This is a genomic window from Shewanella sp. H8, from assembly GCF_040285065.1.
GTDB lineage: Bacteria > Pseudomonadota > Gammaproteobacteria > Enterobacterales > Shewanellaceae > Shewanella > Shewanella polaris.
On the sequence record NZ_CP157213.1, the window covers coordinates 1573176 to 1597344 of the forward strand.

Here is a 24169-nt window from a genome sequence, read left to right on the forward strand (position 1 = left end):
CTAAACGACTGTTATTTACTGATAGCTTCTAAAGCCGCTATTTTATCCCAAATCTGTTCTGATTCAGCCGTGAGTAATGAATAGGTTTTGATATCGCCTTTACGCTGGGCTTGCATGGCTTGTTCAAGTATTAAATCATAGCTTTTACGTAATTTTTTGGCTGGATTAGGCTTAAAGAATGACAACATATTTTGCCTCTATGTAATTGTGAATCTACTGATGAATCTTGTTTTTAAATACGACGTAAATTAGCTCTTAGTTCAATAATTCGATGCGATTTATAGTTAGTTTTATATTTGCTTTTTATACTTTACATAAAATTATTAACTGTTGGCATTATCAATAAAAATGTCATTACTTGGTAAGCTATGCAAAAGGAATGCTGGTGAAAATGTTATTTTTTAGAAGTTTAAACTGGATTGTTTAAGCTTTAATTATCAGATTGTTACTTTACCTTGGAGTGTATTTCACTCCAAAGTAAATCATTTTCGGCTCGTATTACATCTTGTTATTGGCAATGAGATTACGCAGAACACTGCTCTAGTTGAGCATTTTTCTTACTCATTTGCAGATAACTTAACAGCCACATCATTAAGCCGCCGGCAAATAGCACTGCTGCCACATAACCAGTCTCGTTAGGCATTGCCCCTTGTGCGATAAACATGCCGCCTACCCAAGGTCCTATAGCATTGGCGGTGTTAAATGAACATTGTACTAATGCACCTATCATTGCATGACCATTTGGCGAAACGTCCATCAGTAAGGTTTGAATTAATGTGGCTAAACCCACACTGCAGCCAATAAGGAAAATCACTGCATACAATAGCCAAATATTATGGCTGGCACTGACGTAGGCAAGCGAAAATATAATCGTACAAACTAAAGCGATACCGGTGGTTTTTAAGGCGGCGCGATCGGCTGCTTTGCCTAATACATAGTTACCTAAGGTACAACCAATACCAAACATAACCATTGCGATTGAAATTGTGTATGCCGGTGTTTCAGTCACCACTAAAATGGTATCGGCGATGTAAGTGTAAATACAAAATACGCCACCAAAGCCAATAATGACAATGCCAAGAATTGACCAGACCAATTTATTCTTTAACACGCTAAACTCATTGATTAAATTTGACGGTTGGTTGTTTTCAATTTTTGGGATCACCACATGTACGCATACTAATGCAATTAAGGCGAGGATAGATGCACCCGCTAAACAATAACGCCAGCTTAAGTTTTGGCCGACTAAAGTGACAATTGGAACCCCTACAATGGTGGCTATGGTTAGGCCCATAAAGACTTTAGACATGTAACTTGCGCGTTTATTTTGAGGGGCAATATCGGCAGCCAATAAAATAGCGGCACCAAAATAAGCGCCATGGGGCAGGCCACTTAAAAAGCGAAATACAATAAGCTGCTCAAGTGAGGTTGCCATGGCACTTAAGCCATTAGAAATAAACATTAATGTCAAAAATATTGTCAAGGCATGGCGTTTTTTCATGTTGGCAGTTGCCAGCATTAAAATAGGTGCACCCACAACAACCCCTATTGCATAAGCACTAATGGCATAACCACTCTGTGACGGTGTTGAGGCAAATGTCTCACTAATTAATGGCAGCATTGGCATCATCGAAAACTCTGATAATCCTAATATAAATGTGCCTAAAGCTAATACTAGTAAAATGGCGGTGGTGTTCAGTTGGCTTGGTAATGCAGCAGCCGATGTCATAAAAAATCCTGTTGGCGATAAAGCGATGCGGTTAATTGAAAGTAAAGCGGTTGAAGGGCTAAATCAGTCGATTAAGCCCATTATTGCGCGGCGGCATAAACGGTCTGTTATGACAGATTAATCTTGCCAGCGCTGCTTAATGTATAAAATGCTGGGCAAAGATTGCTGAAATAGTGTCACTAACTGCGGGTCAAAATGTATGCCGCTTTGGTCATGTAAAAATGCCATGGCTTTGTCGACAGTCCATGCTTCTTTGTAAGGGCGTTTACTGGTGAGAGCATCAAATACATCGGCAATTGCCACAATACGTCCCTCAATAGGAATATCTTCACCTTTAAGTCCATGAGGGTAGCCGCTGCCATCCCACTTTTCATGGTGAGTCATCGCGACTAATTTGGCTAAGGCGATTAAATCTGAATCTGATTCACCTAGAATTTCGGCGCCGATTTCGGGATGTTTTTTCATGATGGCAAATTCTTCAACGGTTAGCTTACCCGGTTTAAGCATAATGCTGTCGGGAATACCTATTTTACCAATATCGTGCATTGGCGCTGCATGGAGTAAATTGTCGGCGGCCGATTTTGATAGGCCATAGGCAAGAGCAATAATTTTAGAAAAATGGCTCATGCGCATCACATGCATACCGGTTTCATTGTCTTTGTATTCTGACGCACGGCCTAAACGTTGAATGACTTGTAAGCGGGTACGGCGCAGGTCTTCAGCTTGCACTAAAGACAAATGAGTACGAACACGTGCTTTAACCACTGCAGGTGACACGGGTTTAGTGATGTAGTCTACTGCGCCCATATCAAAGCCTTTAGCTTCGTCTACTTCGTCACTTAACGCCGTCACAAAAATGACAGGTACAGCTTTGGTGCGTTGCTCTGTTTTAAGTTGCTGGCAGACTTCAAAACCGGTCATACCCGGCATCATCACATCGAGCAAAATCAGATCAGGCAAGTCGCGTTCAATTAAACGCAGAGCTTCTTCGCCACTTTTAGCGAAAATTAGTCTGTACTGATCCTCTAGCATTTTCTTTAACACTCTGAGGTTAGCGGGTTCATCGTCGACAATAAGAATTGTCGGCATACGGTCTTGGTTGCTATATATCATTCAATTCAGTCTTTTTACTGTGCGGTAATATGAGACTCAAGGGCACTGAGTGCGGTTACTGCTTGTTCAAATTCAAAGTTGTCTAGAGCATTTTGTATTGTAATACATTGGTGTTGATAAGCCGATGGGGTAGCTGCAATCAAAGACTCTACATCTGGTTCATTGTATTGATTGTTTCGAGCGGCCATTTCAATACGAGTGATGATGTGCAGTAATTCCTCGCTGCTCATCGTGTCGCCTGATTGTGTGTGTTGACTACTTTGACTGTTTTGTTGCCGACTAAGATACGTCGTTACATCAGTAAAAGCTTGTTCAATAATGGGCAATAAAGCCGACAACTCTGTTTGCGACTTTGTCATGGCTAAGTGTTCAGCATCGAGAAATAGTCTGCTTAGCTGTGAAAGTGCTAAATTACCTGACAAGCCTTTTAGTCCATGTAAGAGAGTCTGAATACTTTGCCAATCGGCTGCAGCTGTCAATTTTTGAATACGTCGACCACTATCATGTTGCTTAGCCATAAAGGCATAAATTTCTTTGATAAGAGTGGGTTTGTCTCCCCACATCGAGATGCCTTTTTTTTCATTAACAACTTGCTTGTTGTCGGTATCAACAGTGGTATTATCGACGACTAGATTGTCTTGCTCAAGTGTTAATGCTTGGGCTATTTCATGATTAAGCAATATCATATCGATAGGCTTATTGGCAAAACCATCCATGCCGGCATCTAAGGCTGCTTTGCGATCTTCAGGCAACACACTGGCTGTTAATGCAATAATAGGCATGTGTGGTAACTGTTCACTTTGCTCTTGTTCCCGACGTGTGCGCGAGGCGGTTAGTCCGTCCATTATCGGCATCTGTATATCCATTAATACAATATCAATATTGTCGCTGCGCATTCGCAGTAGGGCTTGTTTTCCGTCTCGGGCAGCGATGACCGTATGTCCCTGACGTTTTAACATAATAGTTAATAGGTCAATATTTTGTTGAATATCATCCACAACTAAAATGCTGAGTGGGATAAGGTGATTTGAATCATCGGTAATTGCTGGAGCTTTTTGATGTTTCGGTGCTGTTAACGGTAATCCAAATCTAAAACAGCTACCTTTGCCGAAAATACTATTGGCAGTGATTGTTCCGCCCATTAACTCAACCAATTGTTTGCTAATAGTTGTACCAAGTCCTGTGCCACCAAAGCGACGGCTCATACTGGCATCTGCTTGAGCAAAAGCATCAAAGACTAAAGATAATTGTTCTTCTGTCATGCCGATGCCGGTATCCTTGATTTCAAAATCGATACAACCGCTTGGCTTGATATCAATATTAATATCAACCCCACCATCGGCAGTAAACTTGATAGCGTTACCAATAAGATTGGTTAATACTTGGCGTATTCGGTCAGGTGCACCGTGATAAAATGGAGCCACATCCGCTGACACATTAACATTTAAACACAAGCCTTTATCACTAGCTTGTAACCATAATGTCGATACCACTGAGTCGATTTCTTCTATTAATGAAAAGTCTCTGAACTCTAATGAAAACTTACCTTTGTCTAATTTTGCACTATCGAGAATATCATTCAGTAAATGCAATAATGATTTTGCGGACTGATTAATGGTCCGTAAGTGCTTACGTTGTTCTACAGGGAGCGAGTCGTCGAGCAAAATATCGCTAAAACCAATAATGGCGTTCATTGGGGTGCGAATTTCGTGGCTCATATTAGCTAAAAATGCTGCTCGTGCAGATGCGGCTTGCTCGGCTTTATCTTTGGCAATTAATAATGATTGTTCCATTTCTTTGCGCTCGGTGATGTCCATAATAAAACCGTCGAGCCATTTATCTTTTGTATCCAAGCCATCAACATGAATGCCATAACCCAATAGCCAACGGATTTCTCCATTGGCATTATAAATACGGTACTCTAGGTAAAACTGTTGATGATTCACTTGTTCAGTAATATTAATCAAGTCGTCAGGGTGTACGTGTTCATAAAAATTACGTTTTTTACCTGTACCTACATAATCACTTGCTGGGTAACCGGTTATTTGTTCAACCGCGTCGCTAATAAATAACATAGGCCAGTCTTCTGCATTTAAACAGCGATAGGCAATACCCGGGATATTCGAGATTAGTGAGCGAAACTGGGCTTCGCTTTTAATCTGTGCACGTTGCATTTCAATACGATTACGCAAATCACTTATGTACATTACAAATAAGCTTTTGCCTTCTATGCGTGTGTGGCCAATCGATACCCTAACGGGTATTGATTGGCCGCTGATGTGTAGTGCTTCAACATCACGTCCATCACTTTTTTGTTGTGGTTTATTATTATCTAAGTAACTGTTTAAGTAAGAATTGAAGTCGGCAATAAATGGAGATGGGATAAAGTCACGAATATTTTGGTGGCACAGATTTTCGAGGTTCCAGCCGAGCAAAGATTCGACTGCTTGGTTGCCGCTTTCTATACGCCCTTTGGCATTAAAGGTAATGATCCCATCAACGGCAGTGCTAATGGTAGCGCGGTAACGAGCTTCGCTTAATTTGGCTTGATATAAAGACGTTTGGTATTTAACCAACATATTGACGACCAATACCAATATAATGATAAAAACGGTAATGGTTGCTACCGCAATCGCTAAATAGAACGACATCATTTCGGTTTGTTCTGAAAATTCAAACCCTGGTGGACGGACAAAGCGTGCTGCAGCCATACCGATGTAATGCATACCTGAAACGGCTAGACCCATAACCACAGCAGCAATGGCATTTTTATGTAAGTCACTTAACGTAAAGCGACCTAAATGATTTAAGCTAAAACGGATCCACAACGCCAAAATTGCCAAAATAACAGCAACAATAATCGATAAGCCAAAATAGAATAAGTTGTAACGCAGCAAAGGGGCCATTTCCATAGCCGCCATGCCGACATAATGCATGGTACCAATACCTAAGCCAGTAAGAATGCCGCCAAATATGAAATGGTTAAGTTTAGGCTTAGGAGTAGAAATGACATTTAATGCTACCCAAGAAGCAGCAATGCTAGGGACAAAAGACAAAGCGGTTAAGCCTACATCGTAACTCACCGGTGTACATAAGCTAAATGCCAACATACCGATAAAATGCATTGACCATACACCACCGCCTAAGGCTATGCTGCCGCAGCTGGTTAATAAATATCGTTTATATTTATTAAGGGTTAGCGCTGCTTGAGACGCCACTTGCAATGCCATAAAAGAGGCTAATATTGCAATGGTGATAGAAATAAACACCACCATAGGCTGAAAGTTACCAACAATTAACAGGTTTTCATCTGTGACGGCAAATAGGGTGCGGATTGTTTCAAGCATAATAATTAGATGAATGTCGCTATTAAAATAAGTAATTAAATAGGCTATCGGCCTGAAAGTGAAAAACCGCAGTAATTCGTCTCATTTATAACTAAAGCCTGTGCTAAATCAATGTTTAGTTAATATACGTTGAGTTAATATTAAAAGTTTACTTTTTTGCGAGACTTTGTGGTTTGCTCGCTACAATCGTTATAAAATTGTGGTTATTATGGGGGAGTGTTTTGGTTTTATGATTAATTATTATCACTTCTGTTTATGGCCGGTGTTTAGATAACCGTTAATAGGATTGTTGAGGCATTATTACTCTAATGATATTTATCAAACTGTCTGAGCTAAGTCTTCAGTGTAAATATTAACCTTCATTCGATACATTAGCTTTTACTGTAAACATTACTCACCATGCATCTTTAGTCTAATGTAGTGCTTTTTTACTTGTGAGTCAGGCCGTTAATTGGTTAGCTTGAACATGACGAAACGCATGCAAGGAGGCTTTAATGGTCAAACAACATCAGGCACAACTACCGCTTACTCAAAGTGAATATCATGGTGTCACTTCAACGACGCTTACCGATAAAACCATTGGTCAATATTTTGATGATATTGCTAATACTTACCCAGACAATCTTGCGGTAGTCGTTCACCATCAACAAATTCGCTGGAATTACCGTCAGTATCAAGCAAAGATTGATGCCCTTGCGACTGGATTATTAACGCTTGGTATTGAGCCTGGCGATAGAGTCGGCATTTGGTCTCCTAACAATATTGAGTGGTGTTTAACCCAATTTGCTACTGCTAAAATTGGTGCTATTATGGTGTGCATTAATCCGGCTTATCGCCCTGAAGAGCTGGAATACTCCTTGAGTAATGTGGGTTGCCGAGCAGTTATTTGTGCAGATAAATTTAAGTCCAGTGATTACTTACAGATGTTAAATGAGTTGCTGCCAGAGTTAAGCACCAGCACTGCAGGTAAGCTCACTACACTCTCACTGCCTCAACTCGAGTTTGTGATTCGAATGGGCACAGACCGTACTCCCGGCATGCTCAACTTTAATGATTTGCTGTTGGAGGTAAACGACAATGCTCAACATGTGTTGGCCACCATTGCTGACTCTCTCAATACCCATGATGCGATTAATATTCAATTTACCTCTGGTACTACAGGTAGCCCTAAAGGCGCGACGTTATCTCATCACAATATTTTAAATAACGCTTATTTAGTGGCTGATGCCATGAGTTTTACCTCAAAAGACAAGTTATGTATGCCGGTTCCTTTATATCATTGCTTCGGCATGGTATTGGGCAGTCTTGCTTGTGTTATTCATGCTTCAGCAGCTGTGTATCCCGGTGAGTCTTTTGATCCTTTGACCACCTTGCAAGTAATAGACAATGAGCGCTGTACAGCGTTACATGGCGTACCGACCATGTTTATTGCCGAATTAGAACATCCACAATTTAACCAGTTTGACCTTAGCTCACTGCGTACTGGTATTATGGCGGGGGCCACATGCCCCGAAGAAGTCATGCGCCGTGTACAAGAGTTAATGTATATGACAGAAGTGCTAATTGGTTACGGTCAAACCGAGTGTAGTCCGTTAAATCACATCACTGAAATTGACTCACCAATCGAAAAACAAGTGCTCACCGTTGGTCGAGCATTGCCGCACACAGAAGTGAAAATTATCAATGAGTTTGGCGATGTGGTTGCTATTGGGCAACCAGGTGAAGTGTGCAGTCGAGGTTACTGCATCATGCAAGGTTATTGGAACGATCCGGTTAAAACTGCCGCCACTATCGACAGTACCGGCTGGCTACATTCGGGCGATATAGGTCAAATGGACGAGCTTGGTTATGTGCAAATTGTTGGCCGCATTAAAGATATGATCATCCGTGGCGGTGAGAATATTTATCCACGCGAAATAGAAGAAAAACTCTACAGCCATAAGGACGTACAAGATGCCGCAGTGTTTGGAGTACAAAGTGACAAATACGGTGAGGAAGTTTGCGCATGGATTAAAGTACGCGCCAATGCCGATATTACCGAAGACGATATTCGTCATTTTTTAACTGAAAAGTTTGCCTATTTTAAAGTGCCGCGCTATATCAAATTTGTTGAACAATATCCCATGACCGTTACCGGGAAAATCCAAAAATTTAAAATGCGCGAGTTGATGTATCAAGAGTTACATCAAGCGATAAATTAATCATTGAGTTGAATTGATTTGACGTATTAACGTTAATTTACGTGGTTAATGCTCTGTATTAATGAAACCGGGGGGCAATAGAGATTTTAACGTGGTTATCTTAATCATTTTTATGATTAAATGAGCGCGACAATGAGATAAACGATAACCTTGAACTTTGGATTCTTCATAGACAATCTAGGTCCCCTTAATTATTCATGTCAGTTTTGAATAATATTTAATCTATAGTCGATAAAGGAGTAATACGATGAAAGTTTGCGACATCATGACCCCCAGTCCAGTGTGTATTAGTCACGAAGCTAGCCTTAAAGATGCCCACCAATTGATGCAAAGTCGCAACGTGCGCCATCTACCCGTTATTTCAGAGCAAACTGGACAACTCATGGGCATGCTGACCCACAAAAAGATGATTGCCAGTGTACTGAGTATGCTCAATAAATATGGTCAAGGAGCATTAGACCGAAAAGAGCGCTATACCCCCATTGCCGATATTATGGATACTCAAGTGCAAAAACTAGGGTTAGATGAGCCGCTTACCATAGTCGTGCAATATTTTATCGACAATAAACTTGGCTGTCTGCCGGTTGTAGATGAGCAAAACAAAGTGCTGGGAATTGTCACCTCATCAGATTTTGTCAGCGCTTATTATTGACACAAAAGTAATTAAGTTCATAAAATCAAAACAGAGCTAATTTAAGCTTGAGAGATACTCTTATTAAGGTTTATGTCGCAGGTTATTATATCATTTATGACTAAGCCTAATTAAGTTAACACGTTGAAATCTTTTCATTAGATGAGTACGTAAAGTGCTAGAGATGGATTATTAATGACAATAGTATGTGAAACCGAAAGATTAATGATCAGACATCTTAATGTTAATGATACTGCGTTTATTGTGCAGTTATTAAATGATAAGTATTTTATTCGTTATATCGCTGATAAGAAAGTCCGAACTCATGCCGATGCCATTGATTATCTCACCAATGGTCCAATATTGAGCTATCAAGTTTATGGATTTGGTTTAAATGTAGTGTTACTCAAAGGCACTGATACGCCAATCGGTATATGCGGTTTACTGAAAAGAGATGAACTGGATTATCCAGACTTAGGTTATGCATTCTTACCAGAATTTTGGGGACAAGGTTATGCTGCCGAGGCCGCTAACTCAGTCCTTAAAGAAGGTATTATTACTCATTCTTTGAGTATCGTTTTGGCCGTTACGTTAATTGAAAACTTAAGCTCCAATAGCTTGTTGAACAAAATAGGCTTTCATTTAACAGAAACAATTGATCTATATGGCGCTCAAAATAACATGTATGAGTACAGAGCCTAAACGGGCAATAAGAGCGCTAAATCTTGAAATTAGCGTTACAGTCATCTTTATGATGCAGGTTAATGGTGGCAGGTAAACTATCGATTTTTTATTCATTACTGTGATTGGTATCGACCCCGTTTAATATGCGATTTAACTTAGGTAAACCACACAACATACAAAAACTAAAGCGATATGTATTTATCTATGAATGGATGTCTATTATGGATGTGAATGTAAAACAAAAATTTGAAACATATCCAGAAGATATATCTGTTTGCTTAATGCAACTAAGAACGCTTATTTTAAGTGTCGCGCAACAAGAAGGCATTGTTGATATTGAAGAAACCTTAAAATGGGGAGAGCCCAGCTATAGCTCTAGAATAGGCAGTACAATAAGATTTGATTGGAAAGCTAAAAGTCCAAACCAATATTGTATTTTCTTTAATTGTAAAACTAACCTTATTGATACTTTCAAAGAAATTTATGGTGATACTTTCGTTTATGGAGGCAATAGATCAATCATCTTTAACAAAAATGATATTATTCCTTTAACCGAGTTAACGCATTGCATATCAATGTCATTACGCTATAAAAAAATAAAGCATTTAGTATCGCTCGGTGCATAAACAATATCATCAACTAAAAATCATTGAGATAGGCGCATTAGCCAAATGGGTTGTGCTGAGAAGCTTGATTAAATTTATCGACAACGGATACTTGTTGACTCAAAGTTGGGCTGAAGTGTATTACGAATTTCGGATAGCTCTCAAATTTCGGCCAAATTCTATTATGGAAAACAATTCAATTATCTACAAATGACAGGTTAAATCTACTGATCCACAATAAGTGATTTTGAGATCCAACACACCCTAAATAATGAGATTGAAAGTCATTATTTTCATTTCTTTTCCATTTGGTTACTACTCCTTGAGTTGGGCTATCTACTCCAACCTAGCTTCTGGGTCAAGTGTTTAAGTTTATGAAAAGTATATTATTAATGATGAATATTGGGGTTGTTTTTTTGTTAGTAAGCTCCCATTTTTTGCTAATATATTAACGTTTAGATCACACATCCAAAAGACCCATGTTGAACTTAGATATTTTTTACCACCTAATACCATTAGATTTTTCTTATGTATTATTGGGTTTATCTAAGGTTTGATTATGACAAAAACTATTAAAGCTAAATTAATTATATTAGTTGGCACTTTACTAATCTTTGTATCTAGCTTTTTTATCGTCAACTTACTAATGATTGAAAAGGCTGTTCTTAAGCAAGAAAAGCTAAATATCAATGATAAAGTTGAAAGTTTAGTCAAGGACAACCTCATCGGCCAGGTAGATACTCTCAGCCGTTCAGTTAATGATTTCTATCAACAATCCAAAGTTGAAAATATCAGGCAAGCCCTGGGCGATGAGATTGTCGTTTTGCGTAATACAATTAATAATCTTTATGAAAATAATCTTACCGATGATCCCGATATGATGATCTATACTTTTCTCAATGAATATCAATGGGGAAAGGGTCGCTATCTGTTTGCCTATGATGCAGACACTTTAACGAATGAAGCCGCTGGCAATGGTAGCGTTTCAGTAGGCGATGGTCGTGATGCTATCGATGAAAAAGGCAATTATTATGCTCGGGATATTGTTGCCGCAGCCAAAGAAAACAAGATAGGTTTTACCAACTACTTTTTTTCAAATCCATCTACTGGAAAAATAGAAGAAAAAATATCAGCTTCTTTCTATTTTGAACCGCTTAATTTAGTGATTGCCACAGGCGAGTATATCAGCACACTAAAGCAGGGAAATGTCACTGCTGCACTACAAACAATCATGGCAGCAAAGTATGGTGAAAATGGAGAATTTTGGGTGCAGGATCTAAATGGTAATATTCTGGCACACTCGCAAAAAAATCTCATTGGTACTCAAACAGACAACACAGTTAACGTTAAGCAAGTATTAGGGGACAAATCTGATGCCTTTATTCTACTATCTGAAGTTTCCTCTGTAACGAATGTTAATAAAACAAAAATTTCATATGTAAGAAAGATTTTACCTGAATGGGGCTGGATTATTGGAACTGGAACTCTTGAATCTAATGTCATCTCGATTCAAGAGGGACTTTCGGATGGCACTCGTGAGATATTCGACAATAAAACTTTCCAGAGTATTGCCGTGGCATCCATGATTATCATCGTTGCACTCTTTTTTTGTGTCTGGGTTATAAACAAAATAATCTCCAATATGGTGGTGTTAAAAACACGTATAGACACCTTATCCACTGGTGAAGCCGATCTTACTTCTCGATTGGAAATCATAAATCATGATGAGCTTGGAGATATAAGCCATTCAGTTAATAATTTTATTGGTTACCTTCAAACCATGATGCTTGATATTTCAAGTTCATCTAAAGAAATCACAGAAGGGATAATACAGCTTAACAGTCAGTCAGAAAGTAATACTATCGCACTCAATAATCACAGTTCAGAAACTCGTCTCGCTGCTACAGCAATCACTCAGATGAACAGCTCAGCAGAAGCTGTGGCTAACAGTGCAGCGCAAACAGCATCGAGAAGCGAACAAGCCAACCAAGAAGCTAAAGTATCTAAAATCACCGTTGTTGATGCGTCAAATAGCGTAATAGCCCTTGTAGAAGATATGAATGTGGCGACCAATAAAATTAATACCATGAGTGAGAATACTGACCAAATCGTATCGATTTTAAGCGTAATTAAGGGGATAGCTGATCAAACTAATTTGTTAGCACTCAATGCTGCAATAGAAGCCGCTCGAGCAGGAGAGCAAGGACGTGGGTTTGCAGTTGTAGCTGATGAAGTTCGCTCACTTGCCTCCCGTACACAATCGAGTACCGCTCAAATTGAACAAATCTTAACAAGGTTACAAAATGACGCCTCATCAGCAGTAAAGGTGATGGTTGAAACTAAAGATAGCTGTCAGAAGGTGGCAGATAACACGTTTAAAGTGACCTCTAACCTTGATTCAATGACAAACTCTATAGTGGTAATTAACGATTTAGGCGGTCAAATAGCCACAGCATCTGAGGAACAAAGTGCGGTAACAAGTGAGATAAGTCGAAATATACACACCATAGAAACGATGGCGCTTGAGCTGTTACAAAATGGCACACAAACTGCTGTGAGTACTCAAAACCTTTCGATTGCCAATGAACGCCTCAATTTGTTGGTTAATAAGTTCAAATTAGCCTAAGGGCTGTTTTGCTGGCTATTGATAGCCGAATGACGATCCACATGGTGACTTTTTTGTTTATGTGTTTTTAAGCTAATAAGAACAATATTACGGGGCGACTGGGCTAATTTTTTTATAAAGAGTAAGCGGGAATAGTCATTGATTACCCTTGATCTGGTATAGGCAAAGTGCCCCGATATCAGTACCCACAGTACATAAGTAAAACCCCGTTTCAGCATTGCTGAAACGGGGTTTTACTTGGTTTAATTCCGATAACCCATCGAAATAAATATCGAATTTGGTCGGTATGAGAGGATTCGAACCTCCGACCCCTGACACCCCATGACAGTGCGCTACCGGGCTGCGCTACATACCGAATTTTGTGCAACTGCTTCAAATATGGACAACTATAATATTTATATTTAAGTCAGCTTGTGAAGCATCACTTAGTTAGTCTATTGGCTTTGGGGTGACTAAGTGGATTAGCACTTTATCAACAGTAATAAATGAGTGCAAGCAGTTAGTTATCAGCCGCTTATCGATTGATTATAAACTATCCAGTTGCTGAAAAGCATACATGATTCAGTATTGTAATAAGCAACCAAGCTAAAATCTCAACCGATAATCAAGGCTCTATTGATTACTCTAAAGACGGCCTTATTGATTGTAGAGTCTACGGCCTTCACGCATGACTTGGATCAACTCTGGCGCGCTCATTTTTTTATCCAAGCGTTTTTTATAGTCTACATCGTAGATGCTGTACTTGCCGAATCGGTCTAATACGGTTATCTCAGATTTTTGATAAATAGCAAAGCGGCGGCTGTCACCTATGTATACCCATGTTTGGTCGTTAGGCTCTAGCAAGTTGCGACCAGAGCTATAATCTGTACTTGGGTTAGTACAACCTAAAACATGGCTAAGTAAGGTTGGCGCAATGCCGTAATGGCTGGTGCGATAGTTGACTTTGTTGCCGTGGGTGCTGTCTGGCCAATGAATGATTAATGGTACTTTGACGTTACCTGGTGATAAGTCATTGCGCGCATCATTGGCGTTACTGGTAAAGACTTGACCGTAAGTGCCTGTAATCAGCACTACTGTATCATCGCTGACATTATTGAGAAGGGTTTCGAGTTGTTGGTCTATAAAGTTTAGCGATTGACGATATTGATTAAACAACACTTTTTGCGCTGGTTTTAAAGGCATATGTGGTTTAATGGTTTGTACCCCTAAAAATCCTACCGGGGTGTCGTAATCTTTTGGTGCCGTTAGGTTTACCAGTGCAAACCAAGGTTGAGTTTGATTTGGTTGCCATGCATTCACCGCGTTAATGGTGTTGATGTCGGCGTCTGCACTGCCATTATTGCCTTCGCTGATGTGGATGTTAATGCCGTTAAACATGGCGCTTTTTGCTGTGTAGCCATCATTTTGTGGTGCAAACATCGCTAATTGATAACCTTGTTGCGTAAGGATATTAGTCAATATTGGGCTAGTATTATCAAATTCTTTGCGATCGCTATAGTTGCCTTGTAAGCCATACATGAGGGTAAACATGCTGGTGTCAAAGTCGGTTCCACCCACATAATGATTCATAAATCGCTGGTTTTTAAGTCGATATTGGCTTAAAAAAGGCATAGTGTCACTATCAAGCATGTCTGCGCGCAAACTGTCGATACTGATAAATAATATATTTGGCTGGCTGTCACTGTCTGCCGTGCACTGCATTGGGTTTATTGGGTAGCTGAGTTTACGTGATTTATTGCTACGTGATTCCGTTGGTTGCATGCTGCTATCTATGCCGTGGTTTTCCATAAACGAACGTGCCGTTGCTGGATATGACACAGGGTAGGCATCGTCGAAACGGGTTATTTCGGTCATGTTGGTGGCATCGGCCCAAATATGGATTAAGTGACTACTGACAAAGCAGATACCGACAAACAGTACCACTTTATTGCCCCATTGTTTTTTCTGAATTTTGTCGATGCGTTTCCACAAAAAGTTGGCCGCGGTAAGTTCGACAATCACAATAACGATAGGGGTGATAATGTAGGATGTACTGTGTAATAAAGCATTGAGGTCTTGCCAGGCCAAATCGAATGCAAATGGACTTAAATGAATACCATAGTCGTCATAAATAATGGTGTCATAGAGTAGGGTATATAATCCCAGAGAGGCAATAAACGCTGCAAAGCCACGTAATATTTTAGAATAAGGCAGTAGTAAGGTAATTGGGAAGATAAAAATTAAGTAACCAATAAAGGCCAAAAAGGTAAAATGACCTATGGTGCTGATGGCAAGATATGACCAACCTATTATGGTATCAGGGTAGCCGACACTGCCAATATATCGAGCGCCAATTAACATCGCCAATATGCCATTAAAGAAGGCAAACCAGTGACCCCAATTAACTAAGCGTGACACTTTATCACGCGTCATTTGCTGCTTTTTGCGCTCGATCATTTTAACTCGTATTCCTACGTTATTATCACAGACTATCTCAGTGTAACTGATTGTTAGCGTTAGTGATAAATTTATTTAACCAGCTACTTAACTGATTGTGTTAGTGCTTTGGCAAATTGCTCTGCGACTTTTTGGCGAGATTCATTTGGGACTTTTTTGTCGAGTAAATGAGTCACGCAGTTACCTAATACCATTAGGCTTAAATCGGTAGGCGCTTGGTGCTTAGCCAGTACAGCAAGCAACTCGCTGATAAGTGCTTCAACTTGGGTGTTTGTGTATTTAGATTGAATTGCCATAGTCAGAAAACGTCAATAAAGAATGAATTAGCTGCACATAATAACGGATTTAGTGGCTAATCGCCTCAAGTTTTATTTGGTCTATACGAGGAATTTCGTAAACCCTTGTTCGATTTATACGATTGGTCTGATATCATTCTTTTTAAAATTATCATCTGCGACCGACTAGGATTAACAAGGCTTATGAGTATTAGCATTGAACAAGCAATTATTCACGAAATTTCTCAAGACGGACAAGGCCAAATGCATTGTCGTTTACGTCCGCAACCGTTGTTAAATACTCACGCTGTTGAAACCATGTTAGAAGAGTTACACCAGACTTATTCAGGGAAAGCGGGTAAGGGTTTTGGTTTTTTTGGTACTCATGGCGATGACGGTGATGCTAATGATGCATTTTCTAATGCGTTAACGGGCTACCGCAGTGGTGAATTAGGTTTTGTAGAGTTTACCGGGCAAGCCAGCGAATTGTTACAGCAAGAATTGTCTAAGTATGATTTTAGTCAGGGTGGTTTTTTGTTAATGTCTTGCTACACCAGCATGACCAGCGACTATTTATTTGTGGCGTTATTAAGTGCGAAGTCGTCGATGACGGTATTAGATGATATGGAGTTGTCACAAAATAACCATTTAGATTTAAGCAATATTCAATTAGCTGCGCGCATTGATTTAACTGAGTGGCAAGCTGATAAAAGTTCACGTAAGTATATTTCGTTTATTCGTGGTCGTGCAGGCCGTAAAGTTGCTGATTTCTTTTTAGACTTTATGGGGTGTGTTGAGGGTGTTAACACCAAAGCGCAAAATAAAACCTTAATCCATGCGGTTGAAGACTTTGTCGCGGGCAGTGAGTTAACCAAAAACGAGCGCCAAGATTGCCGCAATAAGGTATTTGAATATTGTGCTGAGCGAGCGGATTCTGGAGATGTCATTGAAGTTAAAGATTTGGCCGACGAATTAGCTGATTCTGGTATGGATTCGTTTTATGATTTTGCTTGTGGTGGCAGTTATGAGTTGGACGATGAGTTTCCGGCTGACAAAGCCAGTTTACGCAGTTTAAAGAAATTTTCTGGCACTGGCGGTGGCGTAACCTTGAGTTTTGATGGTGGCCATTTAGGCGAGCGAGTTATTTACGATCCTATTTCTGACACCATTTTAATTAAAGGTGTACCAGCCAATTTGAAAGATCAACTAGATCGTCGCCTGAAAGGTGAATAATGGCGAATAAACGTTAATATCCTTGATGATAAAGCGTCCTATAACGGCGCTTTTTTTATAATATTATTGATAGTAACCATGTACGCTTGGTCAATTGAGTGTCTTTTTGATAATTAGTGAAATAGTTGACAACGGATGTGATTTTTAACAACACGTATACATGTGTACAGAATGCTTTGATGCAGTATATAAGCTGATATTATTCAACACTTTTATAGATATAGATGCTTCCTTTAAAAAAGATGAGATTTATTTGTGGTCTTAACATCGCTTTAAAGCAGGGCATATGACTTTATTGTGTTGATTAGATTGTTAATGAACGTTAGCAATAACTGGTATGATTTTTGGTGTGGTTGAAACTTTTTACTTTTCATTCATGGGTAGTTGAGTAAACTAGCGCCACTTTTCAGTATTTTTGTTTGCTATGTTATTAAAGGCATAACAAACTTTGGGGGAGCGATGATCACTGCATACGCCTATCAAAATAGACAACTCATCATCACCGAATTAAGCGTTGGCGATAAAGTGCCAGAGTCGACATTGTGGTTGGATTTATTAAGACCCGAAGATGAAGAACGTGAATGGTTGAGCTTGTTCTCTACTGAAGAAGTCCCTGATGAAGAAGATGTTAAAGAAATTGAGGCCTCAGCGCGTTTCTACCAAAACCAAGACGGTTTACACATTAACTCACTGTTTCCACAGCGTGTGGGTTCTGATGTTCGCGCCGTAAACGTGTCATTTAACTTACGCGAACAGTTTTTACTGACCATACGCGAAGAGGACGTCGGTCTTATTCGTCTGTTGCGTAACTACTTACGTTTAGGTCGTCTTGATTTGACGACACCACAAGGGTTGATGCTAGAGTTATTCTATTTAAAAGTGGACTATCTCTCTGACTTAATTGAAGATGTTTATAGCATATTAGAAAATGTCGGCGAGCAAGTTTTTAATGACGAAGAGCTTGATGATGTATTTAAGCTTATCACCTTACAAGAAGACTCTAACGGTAAAATTCGTTTAAGTTTGTTGGATACGCAGCGCTCATTACGTTATATGCAACGTTATTATCGTGATAATTTGTCCGATGAAAACTTAAAAGGCATCCGTGAGATGTTGTCGGATATTGAATCATTAATGCCACACAGCCAGTTTATTTTCGATAAATTACAATTCTTGCTGGATGCGGCAATGGGTTTCAGTGGTTTGCAACAAAACAAAATCATTAAAATATTTTCAGTATCGGCAGTGGTGTTTCTGCCGCCGACATTAATTGCCAGCAGTTATGGGATGAACTTTCACCTTATGCCTGAGCTTGATTGGCGCTTTGGTTACCCTTTAGCTGTGGTATTAATGCTTGCCAGCGCGGCAGGGACCTACTTTTTCTTTAAAAGAAAAGGGTGGTTGTAGCAGTTCTCTCAATAACAAAATTAACGCCATCAATTGTTGTCAGTTGATGGCTTTTTTATCCCTTAGATAACAGCCGATAGTATTATACCAATCCCATTAACTTCGATGATTTGTAGCCTTATTTCGACTTATGATTTAGCTGAATCTAATCGCACGACTTATTTCAATGTTATTGATCTAACTGAATTTTACCATTGAAAGTGAGGACTGGTAGGTTTTGCTGTAAGTGGGCTTTGCCGGGATAAAACAACCCTTATATTCATTAGAATAGTCTTACCTTTCTTCTACTAATTTTGGCTAATACCAATACTTATTTGCTCTCGAGGATTTAGATAGTTATGGATTTTTTCTGGTAATGCGGCAGCAGGTAGACTGCGGACAATACTCAGGCCTTCATCCTGTAAACTAATGATAGGAGCTAACTCTTTAGGTACCAGTTGATCGTAAACCACAATATTGGGGAATAATAGCTGTTGTAAGTTTACTGACATGACCATGGCATATTGACCACTTGATAACTCAATAATACTACCCGGCGGGTAAACCCCTAACATCTTGATTAATTTGCTAATATATTCAGTATTTAATTTTGTTTTATAGTTTTTATACAATAGACCTAACGCGACACTTGGCGGCTTGCCCTTGTTGTGGTTGGCGCCATTACACAAGTTGTCGTATTCGTTAACTACGGCTATCAATTGTGATAGCTTGTCTAATTTGTCGGCTTTGAGGCCTTGTGGGTAGCCACTACCATCTAAAAATTCGTGATGGTTGGCAATTAGTGGTTTAGCCTCTTCAGGGAAGCTGTCAGCCAGTTTCAGAAAGTTAATGCTCATTAATGGGTGTTGTTTAATGAAATTTTGTTCTGGTGTGGTAAGCGGCACACGTTTATTGATAATAGTACTCGGAACTTTAAGTTTACCTATATCGTGAAATAACCCTCCAATCCCAATGATTTCAACTTCTTCACGGCTCCAACCTAGCTCTTTGGCCATTAACATACACAGCATGGTGACGTTGAGAGAATGATGGTAAATGTGTTCATCATTTTTTGCATCGGCCATTAAATGCAAGCCTAAGTTATCGCTATTAAGTAACATATTGGTCATGTTACTAATGAGCTCTTTAGCTTCGTTTACCGCATTGAGTGGTCTACTACTCACTTTAGAGACCATTGACCGCATCATGGCGACAGAACGAGTAAATTGCTGTTCTGTTTTCTTTAAATCGCGTTTGAGTTTTTGTTGTTGATCAATTTTTTCTGACTTTTGAAGAAGCATTTCTTCCTTAAGTGCGGCTAAGGTATGCTCATCCGTTTTGGGAGTATTAATATTATCTGATGTGACAGGTTCTATATCACTTTTGTCAGGGTCAAAGAAAACATCTTTTATCCCTAATCCTTTGATAATTTCAATTTGCGCCGTATTTTTGATTTTAAAGCTGCCAAACAGGAAGGGATGATCTTTCCAAGAAACAGGCAAACGGATAAATGTACCAACTTCTAATTGCTCTACAGAGATTTTTTTATTTTTTTTCATATTCAATAGATAGTTACTTTAAAGAACAAAAAGCTATGTTCAGCATTGCCCTTTACAGATACCTGAATCACGTGGCAGCATACTACTATAAATTGATTAACAATAGTTAGCCTACGATGGATTTTATTGAAGTATATCCCAATGCGATGAGTAATGATTTATGTGACCGTTTAATTGCTGCATTTGAAGCACATCCTAGTGTAGCTCTTGGACAAACTGGCTTTGGTGTTGATACCCAAAAAAAGCACAGCCGTGATTTAATGTTAGATGCTTTTGATGATTTAGCTGAATTAAAAAATGAATTACTCGATGTAACACTAACTCGTGTTACTGAATATTTAACTCAGTATTCACTCTGTTTTATGGGGGCTGTGTCAGTACAAGTAGCGGATGAAAATGGGCAACCACAGACCTTAACGCCTACTAATTTTGATAAATTAGGTCGACCAAGAGCTGCGGCGTTAACTAAGTACTTGTATAGAAGTGGTACGATAAATATACAGCATTATCAACAGGGTGTTGGTGGTTACCCCCATTGGCATTCAGAACAGTTTCCTCAAAATGATCATAATGAAGCCTTACATCGTGTAGCCTTGTATATGTTCTATTTGAATGATGTTGAAGAGGGCGGCGAAACGGAGTTTTATTATCAACAGCGTAAAATAAGCCCTAAAAAAGGCACTATGGTGATTGCCCCTGCCGGTTTTACTCACAGTCATCGCGGCAATGTGCCCATTAGCAATGATAAGTATATTGCCACTTCATGGGTTATGTTTAATCGGGCTGAACAGCTTTATGCAGCGCTGAGTTAGTTTATGCCTTGGTAATATTTTTCGTTTAGCGGTTAATTAAATTTGTACTTGAGGCCTTAGCTGAATGTAAATTGATGTTAAAAATCGCCGTGTCTACAATTTTCTATATTAAAATTGGCTTGTTTATTATGCTGTAAAAAGGCGGGCTGTGGATTTATAAACAAATATCAGGGGGACATTTATTTGAATCTTGCTGATTAAATAGGAATAATTATAATTGTCTTTTTCCATATTTGTCACATTCCGATTGCTTTGTCTATGTGATCGGGTGTTAGGTAAGTTAGAATAACCACATTAATTCACTACCCTTAAGATTAAGATGAAACTAACACATATATTATCGGCTAGCTTATTGAGTTTATTTTCGACGTTTGCATTAAGTGCCACTTTTACGTTTACTGCTATACCGGATGAAGATGAAAGTCAGCTTCGTACTCGTTTTGATAAAGTGGCGGTTTATTTATCTGAGCAATTGGGTGTGGAAGTCAAGTATATTCCGGTCAAGTCATATTCTGCTGCAGTAACGGCGTTTCGTAATAACCAAGTGCAATTAGCATGGTTTGGTGGCTTATCTGGGGTGCAAGCTCGTCGTTTAGTGCCCGGTTCTGAAGCCATAGCACAGGGTTTTGAAGATCAATTTTTTAAAAGCTATTTGATTGCAAATCATTCAATTGACCTTATGCCATCTGATAATTTCCCTACACTTAATAATTATACCTTTACGTTTGGATCTAAAGATTCAACCTCAGGGCGCTTGATGCCACAGTATTTTATTGAAAAAAATACTGGCAAGCCAATTGAGCAGATTTTTAAACGCATTGGTTTTTCTGGTGACCATAGCCGTACTATCAGCCAAGTTGAAGCGGGTGTATATCAAGTAGGTGCAGTGAATTACAAAGTGTGGGACACCGCCGTTGAAACCGGTAAAGTTGATACCAGTAAAGTAAAAGTCATTTGGGAAAGTCCGACTTACCAGGATTATCAATGGACTGTTCATTCAGGCATTGACAACGATTTTGGTGCTGGTTTTAAAGATAAACTCACTCAAGTGTTAATTGGCATGACTGATAAAGATTTATTGGCCAGTTTTCCTCGTGAATCATTCGTACCTGCCAAAAATAGTGATTATGAACCGATTGAGCGTGTGGCTAAAACAATTGGAATGATTGATTAATGTTGTCGTTGGTTGATGTTGATTTAGGTTATAACCAACAGATTATATTATCTAAAGTTAATTTGTCATTTAATGCCAATGAGCATGTGGCTATTTTAGGTCCTTCAGGCGTGGGTAAAACCACGCTGTTGCATCATTTGTATCAACAATTGTCTGAGCAAACCTGTTTGTGTTCTCAAGCCCAAGGACTTGTCGATAACTTATCGATTTATCACAACGTGTTTATTGGTGGATTAGCGCGCCATTCTCGTTGGTATAATTTGGCTAATTTGTTGTTGCCGTTTAAAAAGCCGCAACTTCACATTAGCGATATTTGCCAACAGTTGGAGCTAGTGGTGCCATTGCAGCAGAAAGTTAGCGAGTTATCTGGTGGTCAACGTCAACGGGTAGCGCTCGCTAGAGCGTTATTTCAGCAACAGTCAGTGTTTATGGGTGATGAACCTTTTTCTGCATTGGATCCATTAATGGGCTTACGACTGTTAAATTTGATTAAGCAAGCACATCCGAGTGTGATTTGTGTGCTACATGATGCCGAATTAGCATTAGCACATTTTGATCGTATTATTGTGATTAGCGATGGAAAAGTCGTATTAGATGATAAAGCTGAACAATTAACTTTGGCTCATTTGTCGCAGCACTATGCATTAACTGATGCTGCAAAAAATGTTGTGATATAAATATGAATCAATCGCTATTAAAAATACCTCATATTACTTACGTTTTTCCATTTAGTAACAATCCTTTCTATTATGCCTAAAGCCATGCTCTTTAGTGGATTCTCTTTTGTAGGCCACTGGCAGAAAATCACTCTGTTGCTTTTATTGATGGTTTCAGTGTGCTGGTTTTTTGCTGATACCGAAGTAATCGCGCTCGATCCTTGGATCGAACTTGGCCGTATGGGTCTGGGTTTTATTCATCCAGATTTTTTTGCGACAGAATATTTATTTGAGGCTCTTTGGCAAACTATCAGTTTTGCTTTACTCGGTATTACGGTTGGATTGCTATTAGGGTTCCCATTAGCATTGTGGTATCAACACCCTTTGATTGCGGCAATGTGTGCATTTATTCGCGCTATCCATGAGATATTTTGGGCGTTAATATTTTTACAAATATTTGGTTTATCGGCGATTACGGGTATTTTAGCCATTGCCCTTCCTTATGCCGCTACGTTTGCCCGCGTCTTTGCGGATATTTTACAGCAAGCGCCCTTACACACCCTGTTTTCACTGCCAAAAGGCACCGATAAACTGTCTACTTTTATTTATGGTCGCTGGATGCATATGTATCCGCAGATTGTCGATTATATTCGTTACCGTTTCGAATGTGCGTTACGCAGTAGTGCGGTGTTGGGTTTTATTGGTATGCCGACATTAGGCTTCTATTTAGAATCTGCCTTTCGCCAAGGGCATTATGAGCAAGGTGGGGCATTATTAATCTTATTCGTATTGTTAATTGGTAGCATACGTTATTGGGCTAGACCGATTTTGTTTTGGCTGTATTTACCTCTTGCTGTGTATTTTTTACCGCCAATTCCGACAATTGATGGTCAGCTTATTTGGCGCTTTCTTAGTGTTGATATTTTACCACCAATGTTACAAGGGCAAGCCTTTTTAAGTTGGTTTGATACTGAACACTTGTCAAAATTATTTGATTGGAGCTATAAGCTAATAAGCCAACAAGTTATTCCAGGGATGATTGCCACCTTAGTGCTGGCTTTTTGTGCCTTAGGGTTAACCTATTTATTCACATTGGTATTATTACCTTTTAATACTCGACTGATGATGCCAAAAGTGATTATCTTAATCATGAGGGCGGTGAATTTAATATTACGTTCTCTGCCCGAATATTTGTTGGCTTTTGTGTTTATGATGTTGTTGGGACCTTCGATGTTACCTGCGATCATCGCATTAGCATTACACAATAGCGGCCTGATGGTATTTTTAATGGCGCGCCAAGCTGACAGTGTGACCGTGCCGCTGACTTATCAACCTAGGATTGACCAATACAGTTATTTGGTTGTTCCTGCCATATACCCTCATTTTATGGGCCTGTTGTTTTATCGTTTTGAAGTGATTATCCGGGAAACGGCTATTTTAGGGATGCTTGGAGTCATGACGTTAGGATTTTATGTCGATAGTAATTTTTCTGAAATTCGTTTTAGTGGTGCTTTATTACTATTAGTATTCACTGCAGGGCTCAATGTGGTAGTGGACTATTTTGCGCGTCGATTACTACAGCATCCCCGTAGTCGTTTACAAGCTTGCTAACACCATTCCATCATTTAGTTCATTAGCAATATTACTCAGCTAAAAAACATCACTGAATCAATCCATTTATGGTTTAACGCGTTTGGTGTGC

18 protein-coding genes and 1 tRNA gene are annotated in these 24169 nt (G+C 39.3%); 11 read left to right on the forward strand and 8 right to left on the reverse strand.

Annotated elements, in window-relative coordinates:
• Nucleotides 1-11: 11 nt before the first annotated feature.
• The 4 genes from ABIS04_RS06900 to ABIS04_RS06915 form a co-directional block, all read right to left on the reverse strand.
• Nucleotides 12-188, reverse strand: a complete 177-nt coding sequence (locus ABIS04_RS06900) for a DUF6435 family protein (RefSeq protein WP_350432993.1) — start codon at nucleotides 186-188, stop codon at nucleotides 12-14.
• A gap of 335 nt (nucleotides 189-523) precedes the next feature.
• Nucleotides 524-1729: an MFS transporter gene (locus ABIS04_RS06905; protein WP_350432994.1), complete on the reverse strand. Its 1206-nt coding sequence runs from the start codon at nucleotides 1727-1729 to the stop codon at nucleotides 524-526.
• Nucleotides 1730-1846: 117 nt separating this feature from the next.
• Nucleotides 1847-2842, reverse strand: a complete 996-nt coding sequence (locus ABIS04_RS06910) for a two-component system response regulator (RefSeq protein WP_206194448.1) — start codon at nucleotides 2840-2842, stop codon at nucleotides 1847-1849.
• 14 nt (nucleotides 2843-2856) lie between these two features.
• Nucleotides 2857-6189, reverse strand: coding sequence for an MHYT domain-containing protein (locus ABIS04_RS06915; RefSeq protein WP_350432995.1), 3333 nt, complete (start codon nucleotides 6187-6189; stop codon nucleotides 2857-2859).
• 494 nt (nucleotides 6190-6683) lie between these two features.
• On the opposite strand from ABIS04_RS06915, the gene ABIS04_RS06920 reads away from it, so the two are divergent.
• The 5 genes from ABIS04_RS06920 (at nucleotide 6684) to ABIS04_RS06940 (ending at nucleotide 12936) form a co-directional block, all read left to right on the forward strand.
• Complete coding sequence (locus ABIS04_RS06920) at nucleotides 6684-8390, forward strand: AMP-binding protein (protein ID WP_350432996.1); 1707 nt, start codon at nucleotides 6684-6686, stop codon at nucleotides 8388-8390.
• A gap of 247 nt (nucleotides 8391-8637) precedes the next feature.
• On the forward strand, nucleotides 8638-9042 hold the full coding sequence (locus tag ABIS04_RS06925) for a CBS domain-containing protein (protein WP_350432997.1): 405 nt from the start codon (nucleotides 8638-8640) through the stop codon (nucleotides 9040-9042).
• 174 nt (nucleotides 9043-9216) lie between these two features.
• Complete coding sequence (locus tag ABIS04_RS06930; RefSeq protein WP_137221434.1) at nucleotides 9217-9723, forward strand: GNAT family N-acetyltransferase; 507 nt, start codon at nucleotides 9217-9219, stop codon at nucleotides 9721-9723.
• A gap of 203 nt (nucleotides 9724-9926) precedes the next feature.
• Complete coding sequence (locus ABIS04_RS06935; protein ID WP_140233857.1) at nucleotides 9927-10331, forward strand: DUF1801 domain-containing protein; 405 nt, start codon at nucleotides 9927-9929, stop codon at nucleotides 10329-10331.
• Between the two features lie 538 nt (nucleotides 10332-10869).
• A complete protein-coding gene (locus ABIS04_RS06940; protein ID WP_350432998.1) occupies nucleotides 10870-12936 on the forward strand; it encodes a methyl-accepting chemotaxis protein in 2067 nt (688 codons plus the stop codon).
• 278 nt (nucleotides 12937-13214) lie between these two features.
• Here the strand turns inward: ABIS04_RS06940 and ABIS04_RS06945 are convergent.
• The 3 genes from ABIS04_RS06945 to ABIS04_RS06955 form a co-directional block, all read right to left on the reverse strand.
• A tRNA-Pro gene (locus ABIS04_RS06945) sits at nucleotides 13215-13291 on the reverse strand.
• A 281-nt stretch (nucleotides 13292-13572) separates the two neighbouring features.
• The gene (locus tag ABIS04_RS06950; protein WP_350432999.1) at nucleotides 13573-15372 is read right to left on the reverse strand and encodes a DUF3413 domain-containing protein; all 1800 of its coding nucleotides are present in this window, start codon (nucleotides 15370-15372) and stop codon (nucleotides 13573-13575) included.
• A gap of 83 nt (nucleotides 15373-15455) precedes the next feature.
• On the reverse strand, nucleotides 15456-15668 hold the full coding sequence (locus ABIS04_RS06955) for a YejL family protein (RefSeq protein WP_137221430.1): 213 nt from the start codon (nucleotides 15666-15668) through the stop codon (nucleotides 15456-15458).
• 183 nt (nucleotides 15669-15851) lie between these two features.
• Between ABIS04_RS06955 and yejK the strand changes: the two genes are divergently transcribed.
• Nucleotides 15852-16880: a nucleoid-associated protein YejK gene (gene yejK, locus ABIS04_RS06960; RefSeq protein ID WP_137221428.1), complete on the forward strand. Its 1029-nt coding sequence runs from the start codon at nucleotides 15852-15854 to the stop codon at nucleotides 16878-16880.
• 459 nt (nucleotides 16881-17339) lie between these two features.
• Nucleotides 17340-18287, forward strand: coding sequence for a magnesium/cobalt transporter CorA (gene corA / locus ABIS04_RS06965; RefSeq protein ID WP_137221426.1), 948 nt, complete (start codon nucleotides 17340-17342; stop codon nucleotides 18285-18287).
• A 287-nt stretch (nucleotides 18288-18574) separates the two neighbouring features.
• Here corA and ABIS04_RS06970 read toward each other — a convergent pair whose 3' ends face one another.
• Nucleotides 18575-19825: a DUF3391 domain-containing protein gene (locus ABIS04_RS06970; RefSeq protein WP_350433000.1), complete on the reverse strand. Its 1251-nt coding sequence runs from the start codon at nucleotides 19823-19825 to the stop codon at nucleotides 18575-18577.
• A 116-nt stretch (nucleotides 19826-19941) separates the two neighbouring features.
• Between ABIS04_RS06970 and ABIS04_RS06975 the strand changes: the two genes are divergently transcribed.
• From ABIS04_RS06975 to ABIS04_RS06990, 4 genes are all read left to right on the forward strand, one after another.
• On the forward strand, nucleotides 19942-20637 hold the full coding sequence (locus ABIS04_RS06975; RefSeq protein WP_350433001.1) for a 2OG-Fe(II) oxygenase: 696 nt from the start codon (nucleotides 19942-19944) through the stop codon (nucleotides 20635-20637).
• Nucleotides 20638-20956: 319 nt separating this feature from the next.
• Entirely contained in the window at nucleotides 20957-21811 is an 855-nt protein-coding gene (locus ABIS04_RS06980; protein ID WP_137221420.1) for a putative selenate ABC transporter substrate-binding protein, read from the forward strand.
• Nucleotides 21811-22488, forward strand: a complete 678-nt coding sequence (locus ABIS04_RS06985) for an ATP-binding cassette domain-containing protein (protein ID WP_350433002.1) — start codon at nucleotides 21811-21813, stop codon at nucleotides 22486-22488. The genes ABIS04_RS06980 and ABIS04_RS06985 overlap by 1 nt, the downstream gene beginning before the upstream one ends.
• 72 nt (nucleotides 22489-22560) lie before the next feature.
• The gene (locus ABIS04_RS06990; RefSeq protein ID WP_350433003.1) at nucleotides 22561-24078 is read left to right on the forward strand and encodes an ABC transporter permease; all 1518 of its coding nucleotides are present in this window, start codon (nucleotides 22561-22563) and stop codon (nucleotides 24076-24078) included.
• Nucleotides 24079-24169: the final 91 nt, after the last annotated feature.